Raw genomic sequence first — 24,477 nt, 5'->3', positions numbered from 1 at the left:
CTTTTTTAGTAAAGGCTCATTATGTATACTCAATATATCCTTATACACTAATAGAAAATCCAATGAGTCAATGCCATGCAACAATGAATATAAAAATTTGTTATCGCTTCTGTCCCCAGAAAAAGAGCGCCACGGTTCCGGGACCGGTATGGCAGCCGATGGTTGAGCCGATCGGATAAATCTGCACCTTACCCTTCATGTGCGGGAATACAGCCTCAATCCGGCTTCGCATAGCTTCCGCATCCTCCAAACAATTGGAATGACTGATAAAGCACTTCCCATCATATTCACTGCCATGAACGGCAAGCTCTGCCATTTTACTTACGGTTTTTTCTATAACCTTTCTTTTGGTGCGGACCTTTTCCACCGGCTGCAGTGTGCCATCAGCAGCAACATGCAGCAGTGGACAGATATTTAAGACTGAGCCTATAAACCCGGCAGTCTTTGATACTCTGCCGCCACGGATAAAAAAGGTAAGATCCGAAGTAAAAAACCAGTGCTGAACCTCTGACTTATGTTCTTCCAGCCAGTCCCGCAATTCCTCGATTGATGAACTGCTATCCCGGAGGTCGGCAGCCTTATCCACCAGAAGTCCATATCCGGAGGATGCGCAAAGTGAATCTACGATATAAATTTTACGGTCCGGAAATTCCTCCTTCAGATCCTCCGCGGCGATTCTGGCTGAATTGACAGTTCCTGATATTCCACTGGAAAGGGCGATATGCAAAACGTCCTTACCATCCTTAAGAAATCTACGGAAATGCTCCTCATACTCCTCTACATTAACCTGAGAGGTTCTGGTCGGCTCCCCCGCCAGCATCCTTTTATATAATTGGTCAGGACGAATTGACTGGAAAAAATCATCCAGATACTCATCTTCGCCCACATACAGATGGAAATATGCGGGATATACCGAACGTTCTCTTACCCAGCTCTCCGGCATATCTACCGTTGAGCAGCAGCTGATTACATAATTAGCCATGTGTATTCCCCTGATAAGATGTGATTCAAAGTTTCAAAAACGATTTAATCATAGCGTATACCTGTATAGAATACAATGAGAAGTTTCAAATCATTTCAAAACTTTTATCAGACTGTCTGCTGGATACTGCCGGGGATCTCTTATTCTCAGCTTCCGATGACATTGCGGATTGCGACAGGCGTTCGGTAATTCCAGCGATAAATGCGGATTCCGGACCTTCTGGAGGCAGCATTCACCACCTGCCCGTTTCCAATGTACATACCAACGTGATTAATGGTGCCCCTACGGTTGGCATAAAAAATCAAATCACCAGGCTTCATGTTCTGACTGCTGACAGCCGTACCGGTCCTTGCCTGATCTCTGGAAACTCTCGGCACAGAGATTCCGAAATGCTTCAGTACCTGCTGTGTAAATCCGGAGCAGTCTACACCGTTGGTGAGCGAATTTCCACCCCAGACATATCTGCCGCCGACATACTGGCATGCAAAGTTTACAATCTGACTACGGAATGCTGCCGCTTTATTTGCTGCGTCAAGGGCCGGATAATACTCTACCGCTTCCTGCAGTGCGTATGTAACAGATACATTATTGTCTCTGGTTGAAACATAAGAGCCCTGCTCTGTGTCTTCATCATCACCGCTGTCAAGATCCAGCTGCACCCATCCATCCAGCTGATTGATCACGCTGTAACGCTGATCCCTGGTGATCTGCGTCCATGCCTGCGAGTCTGTAGATGGTTCAGAGCGCACATTCAAAGCATCTGTATTGACAATTGCCATAACCTGGGCGTGGTTCACGGCAAGCTGTTCCGCTTCTGTTCCGCTCGCAATAAAATCAGCCCTAACATATCCGGTAACCTTACCGGACTGAATCTTGTACCAGCCATTTTCTTCCCCGAGGATATTGGCACCGGCAAATCCAGGAAGCTTCCCGACGATGTTGTTGATGCCATCTTCCTCCGGCGTTTTACGGACATTTACATAATCGGATGCCTTGGAAACGCCCAGATGGTCATACATGTTGAGCACCTTCTGCCTTAAATCAAGGCTTCGGGCTTCATCGAGCCCATAAGACATGGAAACATTCTCCGGCTTAGATGACATGTAAGCCACATCTACGCCATCGATGTTATCCGGCACAATTTCCAGCCAGTCCGAGCCAATACGGCGGAGGACCTGATATTTCTCTCCCTTTGCGGCAGAACCGACGGTATTTCCGTCCCTGATTTCAGGTGTGGAACGGATTCTCAGTTTATCGGTAACAATACATGCCCTGCTCTCGATAAGCTCCGGCACAAGTTCCTTTGCTTCCTCTCCGGTAATGACGAAGCTGCTCGAAATGTAACCCTCCATGCCGCCGGAACGGATCTTCATCCACCCATCCGCACCCTCCGGGTGCTCCTCTATAATGTCAACCGCCGCGTGATTGGACAGCATCCCTTTGATGTTGGAAATATCCTTCTGGTCCGGTGCAGAACGGAGATTGATGTAAGAGCTGCATTGCACAATTCCAAGATTCTGATATTCTGAAATTGTATTTTTTACTGTCTCCGCCTTAAGCGCATCGGTTAAATTCCTGATCTCGGATACTGTTGCGTCGGAGAGGTCTGAAGCAGACGCAAGCTCACTCATAGCGGAAGCCTGCCAACGCTTCTTAGTTCCGTTTGTTGAGCCTGTGCGACGTGCAATCAGTACCCCGCATAAAAGGAGCACCAGTACAATCAAAATGATACTGGAAATTTTAAGGAGGAGTCTGTCCCGATCAGAGCCTGGCTCAAATTTTATTTTGATATTAGGTTTTTTCATACGACTTCCTTATATAATTTATATAGGTTCCTATCATAGCAGTTTTTCACTAAGAAGTACAATGTTATTCGTGTGCGTATGTTAACGAATCTCAGCGAGTCTGAGTTTCGTTATCCTAAATTGACCTTTCTTATATATACAGACCGAAAAAAGTCCGCCGACAGAATCGGCAGACTTTTACTTGAGAATCAGATTTATATAATCAGTTCATAACCGGCAGACAGCTCCCTGCCTCTGATTATTTTGAGAGAATCATACGGTCATTGGCAAAGGCGCCTCCCGACACCTCCTCAAACTTTTTAAGCAGATCCTCAACGGTTAGCTTTTTCTTTTCCTCACCTTTTACATCATAGATAATATGTCCGCTGTCCAGCATGATCAGCCGGTTGCCATGAGCGATGGCATCCCTCATATTGTGGGTTACCATCAAAGTCGTCAGATTGTTTTCTGTTACAATCTGGTCGGTCGCCTGCAATACCTTGGACGCAGTCTTAGGATCCAGCGCCGCTGTGTGCTCATCCAGCAGCAATACCTTGGGCTTTTTCATGGTTGCCATGATCAGTGTAAGCGCCTGTCGCTGACCTCCGGAGAGCAGTCCGACCTTTGCAGTCAGGCGGTCCTCAAGTCCAAGGTCCAGTCTCGACAGCATTGCGCGATAAGTCTGACGCTCTCTGGCTGTGCAGCCCCAGCGTAACCCTCGTTTCTGACCTCTCCTTGCAGCAAGCGCCATATTTTCATCAATCTGCATATCTGCAGCGGTACCAGTCATCGGATCCTGGAACACGCGTCCAAAAAAAGGAGCTCTCTGGTATTCCGAGAGTCCGGAAATGTCTACTCCATCTACAAGAATCATACCAGAATCCAGCGGCCACACTCCGGCAATGGCATTCATAATCGTAGATTTACCGGCGCCATTACCGCCGATCACTGTGCAGAAGTCGCCGTCCTCAAGTGTCAGATTGACATCAACCAGCGCTTTCTTTTCATTGATGGTTCCGGGATTAAATGTTTTGTAAATATGTCTTAACTCCAGCATCAGTCTGCCTCCTTCCCGGTTTCTGTCGTCTGCTCCTGTCGCTCATCCTCAGCTGCTGTATCATTAATCACGTCATCGCCCTCCGCAGCCTTGCGCATGGCTTCCCTGAGCTTTGCGTTTCTTCTTTTCAGCCCATGGAAGGAGCTTGTCTTCTGCTCCTGGAAATATGGAACTGCCAGGAAGATCGCTACCACAATTGCAGTCAGGAGCTTCATATCATCCGCCGGGAACTTAAGCCAGAGAACAAAAACATAGACCATGTAATATACGATGGCGCCAATCACGGTAAAACTCAATCGCAGGATAAAGTTAAGCCTTTTACCTGCAACAAGCTGTGCAAGCACCTCTCCGATGATGACGGCAGCAAGACCAATGACGATGGAGCCTTGTCCCATCTTGACATCGGCAAAGCCCTGATATTCTGCAAGGATGCCTCCGGATAAAGAAACAAGGGCATTTCCTACCATGAGAGCTTCCACCTTCATGCGGTTCGTATTAATGCCCTGGGCGCGTGACATATGCGCATTGATACCGGTCGCACGGATCGCACTGCCGTTTTCAGTGCCGAGGAACCAGTAAAAAATCGCAATCAGGATTACATCCACCACCAGTGTCAGGGCAATTGTCTGTCCGAGATAACGGATATTGGAGGTAAAGAATACTCTCACCTGACCAACGGGAACCGCCTGATTCGCTTTACCCATGATGTTCAGATTAATCGAGTAAAGAGAAATCTGTGTCAGAATTCCTGCAAGAATGTCGGGGATACCCAGCATGGTATGTAAAAAGCCGGTGATAAAGCCGGCGCCAAGACCTGCAAGAAATGATACTACCAGCACAATCTCCGGGTTAACTCCTTTTAACATCAGCATGACGGCGATTGCTCCGCCAAGGGCAAAGGAACCATCCACGGTCATATCCGCAAAATTAAGGATTCGGAATGTCATGTAAACGCCAAGTGCCATGATACCCCAGATCAGACCCTGCGCGATACCTCCGGGAGCAGCATTCCAAAGCGCTACCGGATTAAGGGATGCAAAATAGGCTGCCATAAATACTCTCCTGTCTCAATTCATAAAAAAGCGCAGGCACTATAGCACCTGCGCTATTTCGTTTATTATACTGATACTGATGCAGTTCTGTAAAGTACGGAATCGCTAATTATTCCACTGCAGTATAGTCGGACGGGATTGTGATACCGATCGCATCAGCATATTTTTTATTGTACTCCTTGGTTGTAGCACTTGCATAGGCGATTTCCATGGTGGAAACATCCGCGCCGTTTACAAGGATATCAATCGCCTGCTTGGCTGTTGCAGCACCCAGATCATAGTAGCTGATGGAAAGTGTTGCCAGTCCGCCGGATTTCATCATATTTTCCTCGCCGCAGATGACCGGAATCTTTGCAGGTTCCGTTACGTTGTTAACAACGGTCATGTTGGAAGCTGCCGTGTTATCGGTTGGGATGTAAAGCGCATCAATATTTCCAACAGCAGAGGTAACTACCGACTGCAGATCGTTGGAATCGGAGAATGTATACTCCTGATATTGCACACCGTCCTCATCGAGATACTTCTCGATCTGTGTTGCCTGGAACTTGGAGTTAGCCTCAGCCGAGCAGTACAGAATACCAACCTTCTTTACATCCGGTACCAGCTCAAGGATCATATCCTCCTGCTGATCGAGTGGCGCAAGATCTGAGGTTCCGGAAACATTAATGCCGGTAGTACCGCTGAAATTGCTCATGTTAAGCGCAGTGCCATAATCGGTTACAGAGGTTCCGAGAATTGGGATATCTGTAGTTGCAGATACAGCTGCCTGTAAAGCAGGTGTAGCATTTGCCATGATGAGATCATATTCATTGGAAACAAAGCCATTGACAATCGTTGCACAGGTTGCCGAATCACCTTGAGCGTTCTGAAGGTCAATTGTTACGTTATCTCCCAGCTCTTTTTTAAGAGTTTCTTCAAAGCCCTTGGTTGCTGCATCCAGAGCGTTGTGCTGTACCAGCTGGCAGATACCAACCTTAAACTTCTTGTCTCCTGCTGTTTTAGCACCACCGGACTCGGCTGCTGCCTGTGAGCTCTCCTTTGCCGCTGAAGTACTTTCATTGGATGCCGTTGTTTCTGATGCAGCAGTGGTTTCTGCAGCAGCTGCCGCAGTTGTTGCATTGGGCGTAGAGGAAGATCCGCATGCTGCAAGTGAGGAAGCTGCAAGAATCGCTGTCATAGATACAATTGTAAGTTTTTTTACTTTTTTCATAATTTTCCCCCTCAATATTAACCAATTTGCACTAATCTGCTTTAACGCGTTAATATCTTTGATATGTGTGCATTATAATCCAGCTTTATAATATTTGCAAGCAGAACTTAATTATATAACTCTATGTTATTACTTATATAATCAATGAATAAAAAAGCAAAAGGACTAAAGCTTTAACTGAAGGTCCTTTTGCTCTTTTATATATATGTTTCTTACAAATTTAAGCACAATGAGGTCAGAATGTAACCGGATCGGAAATTTCGCCCGTTCTTACGAGAGACAGACATTCCAGCACGGGTCCTTCGCCATTATATTCTTCCCGTTCCGCCATACCAACCTTTGCCGTTACCTTAGCCCAGTCTCTGGTCTTGTAGGCACTAAGCTCCTTCGGATCTCCCTTGCAGACAAAGCCGAGGAAGGTCATATCCTGTGCACAGCAGGTCATCGCCATACGTCCCGGAACAAATTCATTTGCGGGACTTCCTTTCCGCTTCAGAATCATCGCATCAAAGGAAACCTCTTTACCGATATAGCGGTCCGGATTATCCATGCAGTCAATAAACCAGGTGCCATAGTCCTCCGGCTTCAGATCGATTCTGTCCGCATTAATGTCATATGGCAGATCCTCCGGCAAAGTATCCTGAGGGATTTCGCCATCCTTATCTTCCAGGACAATCATGGCATTCTGTCCCATTGCACGGATTTTTCTACGATAGTCCACGAGCTTGTCATTGCTGATGCCGTCACAGCGGTTTACAATCGCAAGCTCTGCCCTTCTTAACATCTGTCCCAGGAAGGATTTCATGTTATTAAGATAAAGATCCAAACTGGAGCCGTCCAAAATGGTAATCACCTGATAGATGACCCAGTCCTCCGGCATGGATACCTCGTAACCCGGTTCCCGGTTCTGTGCTTTGGCAAGGAGCTTTTCGCTCATTGGACCATCATACAGATCGTCCTGATTCCACATGCCGTTCCACTCGATTAGGATTCTCTCCGGATCATACTTTTCAGCAAGCTTACCGAGATACTCCTTGGTGAGCTCGGTCTCTTTAGAAATTGGAACCAGCACCGTATGGTTCCGCTTGAGCATAGCCGGATCATATTCGGATTCGCCCTCCTCGCATAGAAGCAGGATTGTGGTTCCTTCCGTCTGGAAGTATTCCTGCTCCATTGTGAATTTTATAAACTCCGTCTTTCCGGCTTCCAGAAATCCGTTTATGACAAATACAGGAATCTGATCATCTCTCAGACTCTCGTAATTTTCGTTTTCTGCCATATATTAATTCTCCCCGCAAAATTCCTGCTTCAGTACATCTTCCTTAAGATCCGAGCCGATAACGACAACCTTGCCTGTATACTCAGGACTGCCCTCGCGGATCTCTGTCTGACCTGGTACCAGATCAAAATACATCCACTTGCCCTTCTCTTCCGCGATCTCAAGCATACCCTTACATCTTACGACCGTTCCAAATTTATCGGAATCAGACATATCCTTAAGAATCTCGGCAAGCTTTGCCTTGCTGAAAGGATGCGGTGTTTCCATACCCCAGTTTGTGAATACCTCATCCGCATCATGATTGTGATGATGATGGTGCTCATGCTCGTGATGCTCGTGATCATGATCTTCATGGTCATGGTGGTCATGATCATGCTCGTCGTGGTCATGGTCATGGTGATCATGATCATGCTCCTCTTCATGATCATGCTCGTGAGCCTCATGGTCATGCTCGTGATGGTGGTGATGGTGATCATGATGGTGATGGATGCTGATACCATTGCTCAGAGTCTCGATTACGTCATGATCGTCATCGTCTTCCTCTTCATGCTCATGCTCGTGAACCCGGTCCATGACCTCCTTCATCATATCATCCTCCAGGGTATCCTTACCCGAAATGATATTGATGAGCTGCTCACCTGTAAGCTTTTCCTCCGGTGTGGTAATGACAGTTGCCTTAGGATTGATTTCCTTTACAATCTTAACCGCTTCCTCAATTTTAGCATCATCCGCAATATCTGTTCTGGAAAGAACAACCGTACCGGCGTACAGGATCTGGTTATTAAAAAACTCGCCGAAGTTTCTGCTGTAAAGCTTTGCCTTTTTGGCATCAACGACCGTAACGGCAGCATCCAGTACGACATCAAGCTTTCCGGACACGGTTTTTACCGCGCCAATAATATCCGAGAGCTTGCCGACACCGGACGGTTCAATGATAATACGATCAGGCTGATATCTGTTTACTACCTCTGTAAGAGATTTCTCAAAATCTCCGACCAGTGAGCAGCAGATACATCCCTGGTTCATCTCCCGGATTTCAATGCCGGATTCCTTTAAAAAGCCGCCATCAATACCAATTTCTCCAAATTCATTTTCGATGAGAACCACCTTCTGGGTCTTCAGTGCCTCATCCAGAAGTCTCTGAATAAATGTGGTTTTACCCGCTCCCAGGAAGCCGGAGACAATATCTATACGTGTCATAACTATACTCCTCTCAAAATGGCAATAACAAAACCCTGCGGACACGCCATAACCTGGATCCGTCAGGGACATTAGCACTCTCTAAAAAGCATTGCTAATTATAGTCCCCGCGTAAAGGCTTTGTCAACCTGTACGGTTGGTCTTTCCCCCGCGGGAATGTGAAATTTCTCTAAACAGACCGCATTCGCATCCAGGCGTCGTTAGCGGGAGATGGAATCAATTGCCTTAACAAGCTCTCCTGCATGATCAATGATCGTTGTCGCATGATATTTCTCAAGCTCCTTTGCTCCCCGGTATCCGAATGCACATCCTACAGACGGCATCCCAGCCTTTGCCGCAGTTTCCATATCGGTTCTGGTATCTCCGACGAAGATGCATTCTGAAACAGGAATCTGAAGCTTTGTGCAGACATCGTTGACTACTCCGGTATCCGGCTTCAGAGGATGCGTACCATCATCTCCGGAAACATAATCAAAATAGCCGGCTCCATAGACCTGATCCAGCACTTTATTGGCTTCCTCAAGTGATTTATTGGTTACGCAGGCAAGCTTCTTACCTCTTTGTTTCAGTATCTCAAGACTCTCCTTCATGCCGGGATAAGCTTCATTTCCATATGTGCAGTTCGTGGCAAAAAGGCGAATGTAGAAGTCGCAGGCATCATCATAAAACTCCATGATCTCATCTGCCTTCTGATCCAGGTCCATAGCCTTATCCTCATCCCGGGCTTCCCACTTTTCAGCTTCTCTGTAATACCGATCCGCTGTAGCTGAGATGGATTTTTCTACAAAAACATGATACCCGTTTCCGATATATTTTTTCACCTGCTCTATGGAAATCGGATCCAGTCCGAAATGCTCCATCGTCTTGTTCATTGTGTCCTGGAGGCTGTAAAGTGTATTTACCAGAGTGCCATCCAGGTCGAGCAGAACTGCCTTATATTCTTTTGACATCGCGCATCCTCCCAACATGTATGTATCCTTGAGTTCTCCGCGATAATAACATAAGCCATCTTTTCATGCAAATGTTTCCATGTTAAAATCCCTAATAAAATGCAAATAAATAGGAGATGTTAGAATGTTTTATTACGCAGTCCAAAAGGGCAGAACGCCAGGGGTCTATCTCTCATGGGAAGCATGCAAGGCGGAAGTCGATGGGTATTCCGGCGCAGTATATAAAAAGTTCAAGACTCGTGAGGAGGCGGAGCGCTTTGCTGGTCCTGGGAGGGCTATGCCATCTCAGAAGCATAGCATCAAAGGTGGATCAGAATCCAGGCGGAAAATTTCCGTAGCGAGAAAGGATGTACCTATGTCTGGTTCTCATTCGGAAATAAAAAACCCGGGGCGATCAGACGATCAGGGGATCAGTGCTTTTGATGTTACCGCGGAATTTGACTCTGTAGACACCGAGTGTCTTGCCTATGTTGACGGAAGTTTTAATAATGCAACGCATGTCTTCGGATATGGTGTGCTGCTCATGCACCGGGATGGGACGTACCAAAGCTTCCAAGGCTCCGGTTCAGATCCGGACCTTGCATCCATGCGTAATGTTGCCGGGGAGATTCATGGATCCATGCGGGCTGTGCAGGAGGCTGTCCGTGCCGGCGCTCAAAGCATTACGATTTTTTATGATTATATGGGGATTGAGATGTGGGCACAGGGCAGATGGAAAACCAACAAAGCCGGGACGATTGCCTATAAGCAGTTTATGCAGTCGCAGTCCGCACGCATCCGGATCGAGTTTCACAAGGTTCCGGCACATACCGGGGTTCGTTTTAACGAGTTTGTAGACCGGATTGCAAAGCAGGCGGTTGGCAATGAACTCTAAGCGGCTCAAAATATCATCTTATACCGGTCATTATGAAAACAGCCGTCATACCCATGAAAGGATATGGCGGCTGTTATATATTAGTAGTTTCTCAGGAACAGGTATTTCGTATTACAGAAGGAAAATATTATGCTTGAAGCATTCGTCAATCATATCCTGTGGCCAGATGCTTGCCTGCACCTCACCGATATGTGCGCGGTCCAGAAGCAGCATGCATAATCTCGACTGACCGATACCGCCGCCGATGGTATACGGCAACTCACCCTTTAAGAGCATCTCATGGTATGGCAGTTTCTCACGGTCCTCACAGCCTGCTTTCTTGAGCTGAGACCTGAGGCTCTCCTCATCCACACGGATACCCATGGAAGAAATCTCAAGCGCGCAGCCCAGAGTTTCATACCAGAAAAGGATATCGCCATTTAACTGCCAGTCATCATAGTCTGGTGCTCTGCCATCATGTGGCTTGCCATTGGACAGCTTATCTCCGATCTTGGAAATAAATACACAGCCATGCTCCTTGCAGATGGCATTTTCCCGTTCCTTTGGTGTTTTATCAGGATACATCTGAAGCAGGGTCTCAGAATCAATGAAGTAAATGTCATCCGGCAGCTTCTTTACAGCCTGCGGATATTTATACCAGACCTCATGCTCCATATGCTTTATGATACGGAAAATCATGCGAACCGTACCCTCCAGCGTATTCAGGTTCCGATCCTCCTTGTTGATAACCATTTCCCAGTCCCACTGATCCACATAGCAGCTGTGCACGTTGTCAAGCTCCTCATCCCGACGGATTGCATTCATATTGGTATAGAGACCCTCTCCGGGACGGAATCCGTATTTCTTAAGCGCCATACGTTTCCATTTGGCAAGGGAATGTACTACCTCAATGGTTTCATCCGGCCACCATGGCACATCAAAGCTGACCGGTCTTTCATAACCGTTAAGATTATCGTTGAAGCCGGAACTTCTGGGTACAAAAAGCGGCGCGGAAATTCTGCTGAGGTTCATTTCCCGCCCAAATTCCTTCTGGAAAGTATCGCGGATATATTTAATTGCTTCCTGCGTTTCTCTTACCGATAATCTCGGATCATAATCCTTTGGGATAATTAATGCCATGGCTTCCTCCAAATGCAATATGATGGTTCACATTGCTTTATCTTATGTATTTGTAGCTGTGATTTGTCTTACGAACTTTTATCATAAGCTTAATCGGCTGGCTCTGCAAGGAGTTTTTGCAAATATCCTTGTTCTTACATCAGCGCTCCCGCTGAAGCTTCATAAAAACCGCGTTATTTCCACGCCTTCCGTGCGTAAAACGATGAGAAAAAAGAAGCGCGGGATTACAGCAGGTGCAGATATCCGTAATGGAAATATGCTCCTGCAAAACTCCTGCATCCTTCAGTACGATCGAGTTGGCACGATAAAGGTCCAGAAGGAACTTACGCTCTCCTTGATCCGTAGTTGTTCGCTCTCTCAGAATTTCAACAACATGCTGAGGAAATTCTTTCATAAACTGATCCGCAACGTCCGCTGACACCTCATAACAGTCCTGACAAATTCCCGGACCGATGGTACAAATCAGATCTTTCGGCTCCGTGCCATAGAGGGCATGCATTTTTTCTACCGTAACCCGTCCGATTCTGCCTACGGTGCCGCGCCATCCCGCGTGACTCGCTCCAATCGCTTTGTGAACCGGGTCCAGAAATAAAAGAGGAATGCAATCAGCCGCAAAAATTCCGAGTACCAGACCGGGTACGTTTGTGACCAGACCATCAACATCTGTAAATCCTCGCTCCCGTGTAAGCCCCTTGCCGGCATCCGCCTCCGTGATCTCTCGTACGTTCACCGTATGCGTCTGATAAGATAATACAAAGTGATCCTCTGTCGTATGAAATAGTCTTGCATATCTTCTGAAATTCTCCCGTACTGCATTGTCGTCATCTCCGCGGGTGAAGCTCAGATTCATACTGCTGAAAATTCCCTTACTCACACCGCCGAAACGTGTGGAAACCGCATGCTGAACCATATCATAGCATTCCAATGCCGGGAACGTAAGATAATCAAGCTCTGAACCATCCGGATTCGTGAAATTATTGATCTGCATGACTGGACCATATGATTTACGATGTATCTTAATATCGGATATTCCCGGCATACTTCCTGTCTCCTCTTTGTGGTGCGTGTTAAAATTCCAGAACATGTTTTAATGTGGCAATCCTTCCATCGCTGAAAACATAGCCTTCCATGCCATTGCGTCTCGATGCCTCAATGTTTTCCGGGGTATCATCGATAAAAAAGCAGTCCTCCGGATGTAAATGAAAGGTCTTAAAAAAGGTCTGATAAATGAGATCCTGCGGCTTTATACACTGATATTCTGCGGAGAAAAAAACTCCATCATATAATTCTGCTGCCGGCATAACCCGGCGATATATTTTAGGAAGTCTGGCACTTGCATTGGAAAGAATGTAGATTTTCTGACCACGGTCATGAACCTTATGAATCATTTCCTCTGCGCCATCCTTGATCCACATATTATATTCATCCCAATGGCTAAACGCTTTTTCTGCAATCTCGCGTGCTTCATCCGACGATAGTCTTGGAAGCACTCTCTCGATAGCGGTTTCTTCAGAAATCAGACCGCAGTCCAGCTTTAACCACTCCATGGACAGAAACAGCGTATTGCGGATTTCCCGGATGATATCCGGATCGCTGGTATATTTCCTGATCGACCGATCAGGGTCGTAGTCCATCAGCACGCATCCCATATCAAAAACTATGTTTTTGTACTCGGTAATATGTTTCATAAAATAAACCATACCTCCAAACCATGACGTAAACATCCCATAAAGTAGATCTGTTCAAGGATTTCCTCACTCAGGATACCATAAGACAACAAAAAACCAGATCCGTAAGATCTGGTTTAATGACAGATCCGGGGATCGAACCCGGGATTCAGCCGTGAGAGGGCTGCGTCTTAGCCTCTTGACCAATCTGCCGCAGTACATACCGGGAAAGCCGGTATGCTTTTCTAAGTTTTTGATGACAGATCCGGGGATCGAACCCGGGATTCAGCCGTGAGAGGGCTGCGTCTTAGCCTCTTGACCAATCTGCCATATCAAGCCGCGTCACTTGCGACTTGATAATACTATCAAAGGCACTCTCTGTTGTCAACCACTTTTTTAAAATCCTCAAAAAAGGAAGGATAGGAAATCCGGATGCACTCTGCATCCTTAAGTGTAATTGCAGTATTAAGATCTCCTGCAAGCGCAAGTACCGCAAATGTCATGGCAATCCTGTGATCCTTTTTGGTATCAATTTCCGTACTTTGGATCTTAAGGTCTGTACCCTGTCCATGAATCACCATTCCGTCTTCTGTTTCATCGGCACTGATGCCTGTCTTCATAAGACCCTCGACCATGACCCGGATCCGGTTGGATTCCTTCACCTTAAGTTCTGATGCGTCCCGGATGATTGTCTCACCCTCTGCGGACGCAGCAACAGCTGCAATCACCGGAAGCTCGTCAATAAGCCTTGGAATCAGAACTCCGCCGATTTCTGTACCGTGCAGCTTGTGATATCGTACATGGATATCCGCCATTTCCTCGGATCCGGCAAGTCTTTTGTTTTCCAAGGTAATATCTGCTCCCATGCTTTGATAAGCTTCCAGGATCCCGGCTCTCGTAGGATTGATTCCGACATTTCGGATGACAAGATCGGACCCCTTGACGAGCATTGCCGCAGAAATAAAATAAGCTGCGGAAGAAATATCACCAGGAATCTCCAGTGTCCCCGGGTATGCCGTAAGACTCCGGCACGGCTCCACCGTGATTTTTGCCCTGCCGCCCGGAAGTATCTCCGTCTGGACGGAAGCGCCAAGCGCCTGTAGCATACGTTCGGAATGATCTCGCGACAGGGATGGCTCAATCACGGTTGTACTGCCATCCGCATAAAGTCCTGCAAAAAGAATGGAAGACTTCACCTGTGCACTCGCAACAGGTGAAACATACGTAATGCCATGTAGTCTTTTTCCATGAATTTCCATGGGCGCGCAGTCATTCTCGTAGATTGAACGGATATCAGCTCCCATTTCTCTCAGTGGCAGCATCACCCGCTTCATCGGACGCTTCTGTATGCTTTCATCGCCGGTAATCACCGAGGTGAAAGCCTGCGCGGAGAGTATCCCGGTGAGAAGTCGTGTAGTTGTACCGGAATTGCCGCAGTCCAAGGTGTCCTTGGGGGCTGTTAATCCGTGCATGCCCTTGCCATGGATCACCACCTCGGATTCATCCGGACTAAGTGCAATTTCGACACCCATTTTACGGAAGCAGGAAATAGTAGAAAGGCAGTCAGCTCCGTTAAGAAAACCGCTTACATGTGTTGTTCCATCGGACAATGCACCCAGCATCACAGCCCTATGGGAGATACTCTTATCGCCCGGTACAGTGATCGTGCCATGCAGTGGCATGGATGCGCTTCTTACGGTGATCTTCATCAATCTATAAATCCCTTCATCCTGATATAATCCTTCATGAGAACTTCCATCTCATCATAGCTGATCCGGCTTGCATTGATCAGAAGATCATAGCTGCTTGGATTCATCCAGTCTTCACCGGTATAGTATCTATGATACTCCGTTCTCTCCTTGTCAATCTTTCGGATCCGCTTTTCCGCATCCTCTTTATTGATTTTATCATAATCCATGACTCTCTGTATCCGTGTCGTCATATCGGCATATACAAAAAGGTTCACAAGATTTGGTGTATTGTTTTCCTTTAAAATGTAGTTTCCGCATCTGCCGGCGATAATACAGGTTTCATTTTTTGCAATCTCCCGGATCACTTCTGCCTGGAAACGGAAAAGGTTTTCCGGAGATACAATATTATCATCAAGATTAGGCTTGCCGATATCCGGAGTCAGATTATTGATAATCTTATACAGGATATTGTTTCCTGCTTTTTCATCTGCCATACGGAAATACTGCTCACCAATAGCTGTCCGTTCAGAAGTGAGCTTTAAAATATCATTATCATAAAAATGAATCCCAAGCTCCTCTGCCAGCCGTTTGCCAACCAATCTTCCGCCGGATCCATATTGTCTGCCAATGGTAATCACAAAATGCTGTTTGATCATATTTGCCTCCTTGACTGGACGAAATTTTCTATACAAATTATACAATAAAAGAATGTCCCGTTACAAGAGAACGGGACATAGAAACTTGAAATGTAGTCTATAAAGAAAAGTAATTTCTGCTGTAAAAGAAGCAGCTTAACAGTAGAAAAATACCGACAGCGAGGTTTATATCAGATGTCCTCTTTTGTAGATAAAAGGATCCGATCGTTATTAAATTCCCTGCCAGATCCGACTGCAAAGCGATCCAGAAGATCCTGAACAGTCATTCCCTCACGTTCCGCGCCCTTAACATCCAGCACAATGGTACCGGTATTCATCATAAGTGTGCGATTACCAAGCTCAAGAGCCTGATTCATATTATGGGTTACCATAAGACAGGTAATATGACGTTCCTTCACAATGTCTTTGGTCAGCTCCAGAACCTTGGCTGCAGTAGCAGGATCCAGTGCTGCCGTATGCTCATCCAAAAGGAGCAGCTTAGGTGTCACCATCGTTGCCATTAAAAGTGTAAGCGCCTGCCGCTGCCCTCCGGACAGAAGTCCAACTGGGTGATTCATGCGATCCTCCAGCCCCATATCCAGAAGTGCGAGTTGTTCACGGAACATCTCCCGGTCCTTTCTGGAAACTCTGCCAAAAAGATGATGTCTCGTATCAGAAGCGCGCAGATACGCTACTGCGAGATTCTCCTCAATCGTCATATGCGGAGCCGTGCCCATCAGCGGATCCTGAAAGAGCCGCCCGATATAGCGGCTTCTTACATGCTCCGGAGTAAAGGTGATATCCTCTCCATCAAGTTCGATATATCCGGTATCCGTAAAAAAGCTGCCCGCAATCGCGTTAAACAAGGTCGACTTACCGGCACCATTGGAGCCAATGATGGTTGCAAAATCCCCATCTTCCATGGTCAGACTCAGATGATCCAGGGCTTTTTTTTCATTGACCGTACCCGGATAAAAGGTCTTGGAAATATGTTCAATCTTCAGCATGCTTTGCCCCCTCACGATACAGTCTCCGTTCTTTCCGGCTGCTAATCTCCTGATGCTTAAGCTTCAGAATCTGACGTGCCTTAGGCGCTGCAATGGCGATTGCGACAATCACTGCAGACACAAGCTTAAAGGTTTCCGTCGGTACATTGAGGCGCAGCGCAAGCGAGATCACAAACCGATACAGGCAGGATCCTATAATTACCCCAAAGATCCTGGTCAGCATCCTGCCTCTGCCAAACAGCGACTCTCCGATGACAAGCGATGCAAGCGCAACGGTGACCATACCGGTACCCAGATTGATATCACAGGTCTTGTTGTATTGCCCGATGAGACAGCCTGCAAGTCCGGTAAGCGCGTTGGAAACACAGAGTCCTACGGTAACAGTGAATCCCGGATTGATCGAGGATGCACGTACCATGGCAGGACTGTCTCCTGTCGCACGGATCGATAAGCCAAGTGTTGTACCGAGGAACCAGCGGATCAGGAAGCATACCAGAAGTATCATCAGCACGAGAAAAACCGTTTTATTCCAGTCATGCCAGAATGGAGCTCCGCTGAGACTTTCAAAAAGACTGAACAGAGTGTCTTTGCCGAAAATCGAAACATTGGAGGAAAATCCCATGACTGCAAGATTAATGGTATAAAGTCCGGTATTTACTATGATGCCTGCCAGGATACTCTCTACACCAAATTTTGTCTGCAAGAGTGCAGTTACATAACCGGAGCAGACTCCGGCAGCCATCGCGGCGAGAACCGCGAGAAACGGATGTCCCGCAATGGTAAGCATCGCTCCTACTGCGCATCCAAGAGTATAGCATCCATCCGTGGACAGATCACAGATATTAAGGATGCTGTAGCTGATAAACAGAGACAGCGCAACCAGTGCATAGATCAAACCGACTTCCAGCGCGGTCCGCACAATTCCAGCTGTTAAAAAAGCAGTCACTTAAATTTTCCTCCAGATTATTGCTTTACTTATTATCGCCAAACTCCTGTGTGGTCTTTGTTTCTACAATCTTCGTGCAGAGCGGCTTAAAAGCAGTCTTAACATCATCGAGATTGTATCCGATCGCTTCACAGGTATCCGTATTGATCGTTGCGATACCATTATCAAAGGTTTCGACACCAAGCGTTGCCGGATCCTTGCCCTGGTTCAGAATCTGATCCACCATGTCAGCAGTTGCCTTACCGAGATTAGCGTAATCTACACCGTAACCCACAAACGCACCATTCAGAGCAAAGGAATCCGCTCCTGCGTAATGAGGAATCTTGGCGTCCTGTAATTTCTCATAAAATGCAAGCTCTGCCTTCTGGATTGTATTATCCGTCGGCGTAAAGATCGCATCCACGCCCTCGGCGATCAGCGCGTCCACCGCCTGGTTAACCTCATCTGTCGTGGTACCTGTTTTTTCAATATATTTGATGCCTTTTTCATCCAGATATTTCTTGGCATCCGCAATCGGAACCTCCGAGGAATCCTCACTCTTGGAATACAAAAGTCCTACATAATCGGTATCCGGATTTGCCGCAAGCATGAGATCCATAATTGCATTGGTATTAAGGAAGTCGGAGGTTCCGGTAATGTTGGCTCCCGGTGCATCCATGGATGAAACCAGCTTAGCGGAAACAGGATCAGATACTGCAGAAAAAACAATCGGCAGATCCTTACCTTCCGCCTGAGACTGCATGATCTGCGCTGCTGGAGTCGCAATCGGGATCACTGCATCCACACCATCAGAAATCAGCTGCGCTGCCATCTGATTCAGCACGGTGGCATCTCCCTGTCCATTTAATACATAATTCTGATAATTGTATTTTACACCATTGACAGAAAGTGCATCCAACTCCTCAAGAACATTGTTTTCGATCTGGTTAAGAGATGGGTGATCCATAAACTTAAGGATACCTACCTTGAATGTCTTCTCTCCGCCTGCGTCCTGGGAAGCAGCAGTAGTCTCTGCAGCTTCACTGGCTGCTTCTGTTGCTGCATTACCCTCAGCCTTGGTTTCAGTCTTTGATTCCGCCTGTGTTGAAGCATCCGGTGTTTTGGATGAGCCACATGCTGCAAGGGAAGCACCGAGCAATACAGCTGCCATGGAAACTGCCATTAATCTTTTTTTCATTGTACTTTTCCTCCGTAGTAACTGAAATATTTTTGTTTCGCACTGGAGTTTGTGACCGGAAGTGTCCCGAATAACAAAAAATCCCATGCAGGGCTTCCACCCTTGCATGAGACGAATAATTGATCCGCGGTACCACTCATATTACCATTTGGTCACTTTTAACACATACCAGCATATGTGCTGCCTGATAACGGTGCAGTACCCGTCGTTTCATACTAAGCCAGATGAAAACCTTAAAGCTTCTTCCGAAACGCCCTCCGAAGTCCATTCACAAATGCTCTTTATACCACGATTCCACCCTCCGCGGCTCTCTGTAATATCGGGAATCTGCTACTTCTCTCCGTCAACGGTTTTACGATATTGCTGTTATGATACGTCTTTGCGGCGTGCTTGTCAAGTCATAATAAGAAATAAAAAAAGAAGCCTTCTCCCATCGGATCAGGCCTCCTTATGATTCTGAGTACTGCTGTAAGCCGGGTTATGTATTAAGCGGTCATCTATCTAGGGCTTATGTCACCATAAGTCTCAAGCGACCTACCCGAAGGCAGACGAGCAGCCCTTAGCCTTCTGTTTGGTCTTGCTTCGGATGGGGTTTACAGAGCGTCTCCTGTTACCACGAGACCGGTAGTCTCTTACACTGCCTTTGCACCCTTACCGGACAAGCCGGCGGTTTATTTCTGTTGCACTATCCTGTGAGTCACCTCAACCTGACGTTATCAGGCATCCTGCTCTATGAAGCCCGGACTTTCCTCTCCCGGTAGCTTTCGCGGTTCCGGCAGCGACCACCTGCAATACTCAAGCCAGTATTTTATTAAAAAAAAAGCCAAATGTCAAATCTCTCGTGATCATCTGAAATCGAGGTATTCATTTTTTCATCTGACATCGCAGCTTAGTCCTTAACCGACATCGAGACAGGAGCCGCCGATAAACTCCCGTACGATAGAGTTACTTGGGATCAGCTCCGGACTGATCGGCAGCACATAGTCAAGAAACTTTAAAAGCCGCTTTGCCTCGCGATACTCCGGCGCATCCTCCGGGATCTGAAACAGTAAAGGCGTTGCATAAATTTTCAGCACCGGGAGCTCATAAATCATGGATGAGTTTACCATCACATCTGCGCTCTCCTGATATGGAAAGATATTTTCATCCTCACCTTTCCTGACATTTTTCCACATCGCAATGGTCTGCTGCGCCGAATATCCTCGCGTCCGGTTGTCTCGCACCATCCGGCGTAATAGTCTGCCATCTGTTGTCGGGATTCTGTTATGCTCATCTACATTAATCTGCGTAAGAGCGGAAATATAAATCCGGAATCTGGACTCCTCCGGCAGAGCATAGGACATTTGGTCATTGAGGCAGTGAATGCCCTCAATCACAAGCACATCCTGATCCGAGAGCTGCATGTATTTCCCGTTGTATTCACGTTCGCCGCTGATGAAATTGTAGGTTGGCATGGGGACCCGCTCTCCCTTGAGCAGCGCATTCATGTCATCATTAAACTGTTTCAGATCCAGACAGTCAATGGACTCAAAATTATAGTTTCCATTGGCATCTCTCGGAGCATCCTTCCGGTTTTTGAAATAGTTATCAACTGTAATCGGATGCGGATGCAGTCCAAGTGCCTGCAGCTGAATGGATAATCGTTTGGAAAATGTGGTTTTACCCGAGGAGGATGGTCCTGCAATGAGTACGATTCTTTTTTTCTGATGTGCAATACGGGTTGCAATATTTCCAACGGTCTTTTCAAAAATTGCTTCCTGCATAAGAATCAGATTATCCGTCTGTCCCCGCACGATCATCTCATTTAATGCTCCGATATTGGAGATACCTATGGTCCTTGCCCATTTAGAAGACTCCTGCTGTACCTCATAGAGCTTATGAGATGGTTTAAATTCCGGCAGCTGATCCGGATGCTCCTCGGTCGGAAGCAGCAGGATGAAACCTTCTCCATAGGGAATCAGGTCAAACCAGCGGATATATCCGGTATCCATCGTCATATAACCATAAAAATAATCGGAGAAGTTCTTCATGGAGTAGATATTCACTCTGCTCGTCATACGATAGCGGAACAGATGCTCCTTTGAATGCATCCCAACCTTGCCAAAAAAGCGGATCGCATCCTCTGTATTGACAGAACGCTTCAGGATTGGAATTTTCTGCTCCTGATACTCCTGCATCTTGTCCTTTACTTTTTGCAGAAGTTCTTTTGTCGGCTCTACAGAACCTTTAAGGAAACAGTAAAAGCCATTTCCGATCGTATAATCCACGATAACTTCAAATCCTGGAACTGTTTCACATACATTATAAAAGGCTCTCAGCATCATAAAGATTGCAGAGCGCTGATACGTCATGATGCCGATCCGGGAGGCTGCAGTTATAAACTCGACTTTCATATCCTGATCCGGACATCTTTTATGAAGCTCATAAAATCTGCTGCCATCCTTTACCAGCAAAATGTCAAGCGGGTAATACTGCTGGAAAGCATTCGCAACATCTCTCCAGATACTCTCCCGATGAAAAGCTTTTGTAATACCATTTGCTGTAATATTCATTTCAATACCTCGAATTTCAGTATCTCAAACGAGTGCTGCAGGGAAATGGAGCGGCGCCGTAAGTACTTCCGCTTCCGGAAAGCTCCCCTTTATAAAATCTGCAATATACTCAGTAAATACATGCTCAAGCCCATAGTGTCCGGCATCAATCAGAGAAATGCCCTCCTCCGTATAGTCAAGTCCCTCATGATGTCCCATATCACCGGTAAGAAAGGCGTCTACGTGATGCCCGAGCACGGTTTTAAGCTCACCTCTGCCGGAGCCGGGACAGCATGCAATTTTCCGGATGATGGATCCGGCATCGTAATACTGTACAAATGGAAGCTGAAATTTTTCCTTGACGAGAAGGCTCAATTCTTCTGCTGTCATGCTGTGCGGAAGCTCTGCGATAAAACCGATTCCGTAGGGTGCTTCCTCTGCCAATGCTTTTTCAGGAGCTGCATTTCCATCATTGGGAGTCATTGGAGCTTTGGTATATTCCATCGGTGCAAGCTTTTTGAGACCAAGCCTCCCGCAGACCAGATCTCCCATACCGCCCGGACAGCTGTCAAAATTTGTGTGCATGGAGTACACCGCCACATCATTACGGATCAGGTCCAGCAGCTTGATTCCAAGTCCGGTTTCATCATTGATGGATTTAATCGCATGGAAAATAATGGGATGATGTGTAACAACCAGATCACAGCCTTCCTCAATGGCAGCATTCACTACATCCAAACTTGCGTCCAGTGCAACATACACTTTGGATACCTCCTGATCTGAGCGGCCCACGAGCAAGCCGGGGTTGTCCCATTCGCAGGCAGCAGCTCTGGGCGCCAGCGCATCCAGTTTGTTGATAATATCATTTACTGTGATACTCATTTATAAACCTCCAAGGCTTTTGTAAGATCCATATAGTCACGAAGGACTACCGGATCCTGTGTTTTTTTTAGGATTCCAAGATAACGTTCCTGTTCTTTTAAAAGATACGCACGAAGTACCGGGCTTTTTTTCTCAAGCAGCTTCCAGCCATAAGTATATTCATATTGCGCATGCCCGCGGACCGAAGTCTTGTTTCCGGCAGTACACGACATAATTACGTAGTATTTGCCTTCATCCGTAAGCATCTCCTCGTCCGAGATCTCCATCCCGTTGTCGGTAAGAAACCTGCGCACCTTACTAAGCTCGGACTGCGGTGACAGGATGAATCGTTTAAAATCTCCGAGACGCCCATCCAGGATCCGGATCATAAGCTCTCCGCCGATCCCTGCAATAATCACGGTATCCACCTCACCACTTCGGACCGGATGAAGCCCATCCCCCAGGCGGGTTTCCACCTGGTCACTCACGCCGGCAGCCCGGATGTTTCGCTCTGCAGCTCTCAGAGGACCCTCCCGCACATCACATGCGAGGACCTTTTCAACCTTATGCTGGTGAATCAGCTCGATCGCGACATACGCATGGTCGCATCCGATATCCGCTGCCTTCCGGCTATCCTCCGGAACATGCGCCACAATCCTTTTTAATCTGTAGGGTAAATTCATCATGATAAATGCAGGTTTTCCAGTTCGGTCTGCTGCCGGAAAAGCTCTGTCAGTTTTTTGCCATCGGTTTCCTGGTTGATTTTTTCATTGAGTGCAGACATGCGAATGTTTCTGATCACATCCTCCAGTCCCCGCCGGAACTCAAACTCATCCGTCTCATGAGAGAGGAGGTTTCCATTAAACATAGCAGCCACCTTATTATAGGTATCACTGTCCTCACGGAAATGATCCATAATTTTTGTGGGAGGCATCTGGGCGTATACCATGCCAAGCACGGTCCGATAGGTTTCATCGGAAATGTCTTCCTCATGTATATATTTCTGTACAAGCTGAATGAGTTCCGGCTTGTCCGAGAGCCATGTGATCAGCTGGCGTTCCGACTTCTGTATAGCAGATTCCACCGGCTTTTTAGGTTTACGCTCCGTGAAGTTTGTCTGTGTATACGTTTTCTTACCATACAGACTGTTTTTCTGACTGTCCTTTTCATACACAAGCCGCCGGAGACCGTCCGCGTCAATCATCTGTTCTCTTGCTACTGCTTTAATGTAATTGTCCCGTTCCAGCTTTTCTGTAAATCTTTCCGCAAGCATCTCTCCAACTGCATTGACATAGGCTGTCTGTCCGGCAGGATCCTTAAGATCATACCCCTGCTTCAGCACATCCACTTCCCATAAAAATGAGTTACGTGCCTGGTCGATACGCTCCTGAAATTTTTCCTTTCCCAAAGCCTTGATAAACTCATCCGGATCCTTATGCGGCTTCATATTGATGACTTTGGTTTCTATGCCGACATTCCGGAGGATCGGGATCGCCCGTTTTGCAGCCTTTACACCCGCCCCGTCCGAATCATATGTCAATAGCACCTCTGACACATATCGCTTCAGGAGTCTTGCCTGTCCGTCCGTAAGAGCTGTTCCAAGGGACGCGACCGCGTTGGTAAAGCCCGCCTGATGCATACTGATGACATCCATATAGCCCTCACAGAGGATCATAAATTTAAGGCGGGTCTTCCGGGCAAAATTCAGTCCAAAAAGATTCCTCGATTTATCAAACAGCTTGGTTTCCGGAGAGTTCAGGTACTTGGGTTCCCCCTGTCCCATAACGCGACCGCCAAATCCGATCACTCTGTTGTTATAATCCATGATTGGAAACATCACTCTGTTAAAAAACTTATCATAGATCCCCTTCTCCGAATATGTAATCAAACCGGACTCCCTGAGAATCGCGTCATCAAAGCCTTTGGATTTTAGATACTGATACAGACTGTCCTTTGTCTGATCCGCATACCCAAGTCCCCAGTGTACAATGGTGGAATCGTTGAGCTCGCGCTTTTTAAAATAATTCATGCCGATCTCACCGCGGGCGGATCTCAGACTGGCATAATAAAACATGGCCGCGAGCTTGTTGATCTCCATCAGTCTGCCGCGGATATCCCGATCCTTTTTTGCCTTGGGATCTGCGTACTGCTGTGTCGGAAGCTGATAACCCTCCTGCTCCGCAAGCTTTTCCACTGCTTCCGGGAAGGTGATGTTTTCGTAATCCATAAGAAATTTTACGACATCCCCGCCTTTGCCACAGCCGAAGCAGTAAAACATCTGTTTCCCCGGCGAAACAGAAAAGGAAGGTGTTTTTTCTCCATGGAAAGGACAGAGCCCGAAATAATTGGCTCCCTTTTTTTTAAGAGCCACATAGTTCCCGATCACATCGACAATATTGGCTCTGGATCTTACTTCCTCAACAACCTCATCGGAATAATACAAAATGGTTCACCT

21 protein-coding genes, 2 tRNA genes, 1 other RNA gene and 1 other annotated feature are annotated in these 24,477 nt (G+C 46.9%); of the genes, 1 reads left to right on the top strand and 23 read right to left on the bottom strand.

What is annotated here, in order from left to right:
* Positions 1–100: 100 nt before the first annotated feature.
* The 8 genes from ACTNEN_RS00830 to ACTNEN_RS00795 form a co-directional block, all read right to left on the bottom strand.
* On the bottom strand, positions 101–982 hold the full coding sequence (locus ACTNEN_RS00830) for a DegV family protein (protein ID WP_441204167.1): 882 nt from the start codon (positions 980–982) through the stop codon (positions 101–103).
* 146 nt (positions 983–1,128) lie between these two features.
* Positions 1,129–2,787, bottom strand: coding sequence for a C40 family peptidase (locus tag ACTNEN_RS00825; RefSeq protein ID WP_441204166.1), 1,659 nt, complete (start codon positions 2,785–2,787; stop codon positions 1,129–1,131).
* 238 nt (positions 2,788–3,025) lie between these two features.
* A complete protein-coding gene (locus tag ACTNEN_RS00820) occupies positions 3,026–3,823 on the bottom strand; it encodes an ABC transporter ATP-binding protein (protein WP_441204165.1) in 798 nt (265 codons plus the stop codon).
* Positions 3,823–4,875 (bottom strand): ABC transporter permease, encoded by a 1,053-nt coding sequence (locus ACTNEN_RS00815; RefSeq protein ID WP_441204164.1) that lies wholly within the window; start codon positions 4,873–4,875, stop codon positions 3,823–3,825. The genes ACTNEN_RS00820 and ACTNEN_RS00815 overlap by 1 nt, the downstream gene beginning before the upstream one ends.
* A gap of 109 nt (positions 4,876–4,984) precedes the next feature.
* The gene (locus tag ACTNEN_RS00810) at positions 4,985–6,085 is read right to left on the bottom strand and encodes an ABC transporter substrate-binding protein (RefSeq protein WP_441204163.1); all 1,101 of its coding nucleotides are present in this window, start codon (positions 6,083–6,085) and stop codon (positions 4,985–4,987) included.
* Positions 6,086–6,320: 235 nt separating this feature from the next.
* Complete coding sequence (locus ACTNEN_RS00805) at positions 6,321–7,364, bottom strand: TIGR03943 family putative permease subunit (protein WP_441204162.1); 1,044 nt, start codon at positions 7,362–7,364, stop codon at positions 6,321–6,323.
* A 3-nt stretch (positions 7,365–7,367) separates the two neighbouring features.
* Positions 7,368–8,564 carry a GTP-binding protein gene (locus tag ACTNEN_RS00800; protein ID WP_441204161.1) on the bottom strand — a complete coding sequence of 399 codons (1,197 nt, stop codon included), beginning with the start codon at positions 8,562–8,564 and terminating at the stop codon, positions 7,368–7,370.
* 200 nt (positions 8,565–8,764) lie between these two features.
* The gene (locus ACTNEN_RS00795; RefSeq protein WP_441204160.1) at positions 8,765–9,514 is read right to left on the bottom strand and encodes an HAD family hydrolase; all 750 of its coding nucleotides are present in this window, start codon (positions 9,512–9,514) and stop codon (positions 8,765–8,767) included.
* Positions 9,515–9,638: 124 nt separating this feature from the next.
* On the opposite strand from ACTNEN_RS00795, the gene ACTNEN_RS00790 reads away from it, so the two are divergent.
* The gene (locus ACTNEN_RS00790; protein ID WP_441204159.1) at positions 9,639–10,388 is read left to right on the top strand and encodes a ribonuclease H1 domain-containing protein; all 750 of its coding nucleotides are present in this window, start codon (positions 9,639–9,641) and stop codon (positions 10,386–10,388) included.
* 111 nt (positions 10,389–10,499) lie between these two features.
* On the opposite strand, the gene asnA is transcribed toward ACTNEN_RS00790, so the two are convergent.
* The 15 genes from asnA to dnaG form a co-directional block, all read right to left on the bottom strand.
* Positions 10,500–11,507 (bottom strand): aspartate--ammonia ligase, encoded by a 1,008-nt coding sequence (gene asnA, locus ACTNEN_RS00785; protein ID WP_441204158.1) that lies wholly within the window; start codon positions 11,505–11,507, stop codon positions 10,500–10,502.
* Positions 11,508–11,646: 139 nt separating this feature from the next.
* The gene (gene pgeF / locus ACTNEN_RS00780) at positions 11,647–12,546 is read right to left on the bottom strand and encodes a peptidoglycan editing factor PgeF (RefSeq protein ID WP_441204157.1); all 900 of its coding nucleotides are present in this window, start codon (positions 12,544–12,546) and stop codon (positions 11,647–11,649) included.
* Positions 12,547–12,574: 28 nt separating this feature from the next.
* Positions 12,575–13,195, bottom strand: a complete 621-nt coding sequence (locus ACTNEN_RS00775) for an HAD family hydrolase (protein ID WP_441204156.1) — start codon at positions 13,193–13,195, stop codon at positions 12,575–12,577.
* Positions 13,196–13,315: 120 nt separating this feature from the next.
* Positions 13,316–13,387, bottom strand: a tRNA-Glu gene (locus ACTNEN_RS00770).
* 44 nt (positions 13,388–13,431) lie between these two features.
* Positions 13,432–13,503, bottom strand: a tRNA-Glu gene (locus tag ACTNEN_RS00765).
* Positions 13,504–13,539: 36 nt separating this feature from the next.
* Positions 13,540–14,883, bottom strand: a complete 1,344-nt coding sequence (aroA, locus tag ACTNEN_RS00760; protein WP_441204404.1) for a 3-phosphoshikimate 1-carboxyvinyltransferase — start codon at positions 14,881–14,883, stop codon at positions 13,540–13,542.
* Positions 14,883–15,521 carry an AAA family ATPase gene (locus ACTNEN_RS00755; RefSeq protein ID WP_441204155.1) on the bottom strand — a complete coding sequence of 213 codons (639 nt, stop codon included), beginning with the start codon at positions 15,519–15,521 and terminating at the stop codon, positions 14,883–14,885. Before ACTNEN_RS00755 ends, aroA begins: the two co-directional genes overlap by 1 nt.
* Before the next feature lie 170 nt (positions 15,522–15,691).
* Positions 15,692–16,507 (bottom strand): ABC transporter ATP-binding protein, encoded by an 816-nt coding sequence (locus ACTNEN_RS00750; protein ID WP_441204154.1) that lies wholly within the window; start codon positions 16,505–16,507, stop codon positions 15,692–15,694.
* Positions 16,494–17,453, bottom strand: coding sequence for an ABC transporter permease (locus ACTNEN_RS00745; RefSeq protein ID WP_441204153.1), 960 nt, complete (start codon positions 17,451–17,453; stop codon positions 16,494–16,496). Before ACTNEN_RS00745 ends, ACTNEN_RS00750 begins: the two co-directional genes overlap by 14 nt.
* A gap of 25 nt (positions 17,454–17,478) precedes the next feature.
* Positions 17,479–18,630, bottom strand: coding sequence for an ABC transporter substrate binding protein (locus ACTNEN_RS00740; protein ID WP_441204152.1), 1,152 nt, complete (start codon positions 18,628–18,630; stop codon positions 17,479–17,481).
* A gap of 104 nt (positions 18,631–18,734) precedes the next feature.
* Positions 18,735–18,986 (bottom strand) — a binding site (T-box leader).
* Between the two features lie 97 nt (positions 18,987–19,083).
* An RNA gene (gene rnpB, locus ACTNEN_RS00735) (RNase P RNA component class A) lies at positions 19,084–19,428 on the bottom strand.
* A 98-nt stretch (positions 19,429–19,526) separates the two neighbouring features.
* Positions 19,527–21,182, bottom strand: coding sequence for a nucleoside kinase (locus ACTNEN_RS00730; RefSeq protein WP_441204151.1), 1,656 nt, complete (start codon positions 21,180–21,182; stop codon positions 19,527–19,529).
* Between the two features lie 24 nt (positions 21,183–21,206).
* Positions 21,207–22,043, bottom strand: coding sequence for a Nif3-like dinuclear metal center hexameric protein (locus ACTNEN_RS00725; RefSeq protein WP_441204150.1), 837 nt, complete (start codon positions 22,041–22,043; stop codon positions 21,207–21,209).
* The gene (locus ACTNEN_RS00720) at positions 22,040–22,708 is read right to left on the bottom strand and encodes a tRNA (adenine(22)-N(1))-methyltransferase (RefSeq protein WP_441204149.1); all 669 of its coding nucleotides are present in this window, start codon (positions 22,706–22,708) and stop codon (positions 22,040–22,042) included. The genes ACTNEN_RS00725 and ACTNEN_RS00720 overlap by 4 nt, the downstream gene beginning before the upstream one ends.
* On the bottom strand, positions 22,705–24,465 hold the full coding sequence (dnaG, locus tag ACTNEN_RS00715) for a DNA primase (protein WP_441204148.1): 1,761 nt from the start codon (positions 24,463–24,465) through the stop codon (positions 22,705–22,707). Before dnaG ends, ACTNEN_RS00720 begins: the two co-directional genes overlap by 4 nt.
* Between the last annotated feature and the right edge of the window lie 12 nt (positions 24,466–24,477).

The organism is Oribacterium sp. HCP28S3_H8 (assembly GCF_052064775.1).
GTDB lineage: Bacteria > Bacillota > Clostridia > Lachnospirales > Lachnospiraceae > Oribacterium.
This window is presented reverse-complemented; position numbering and strand designations above follow the sequence as displayed.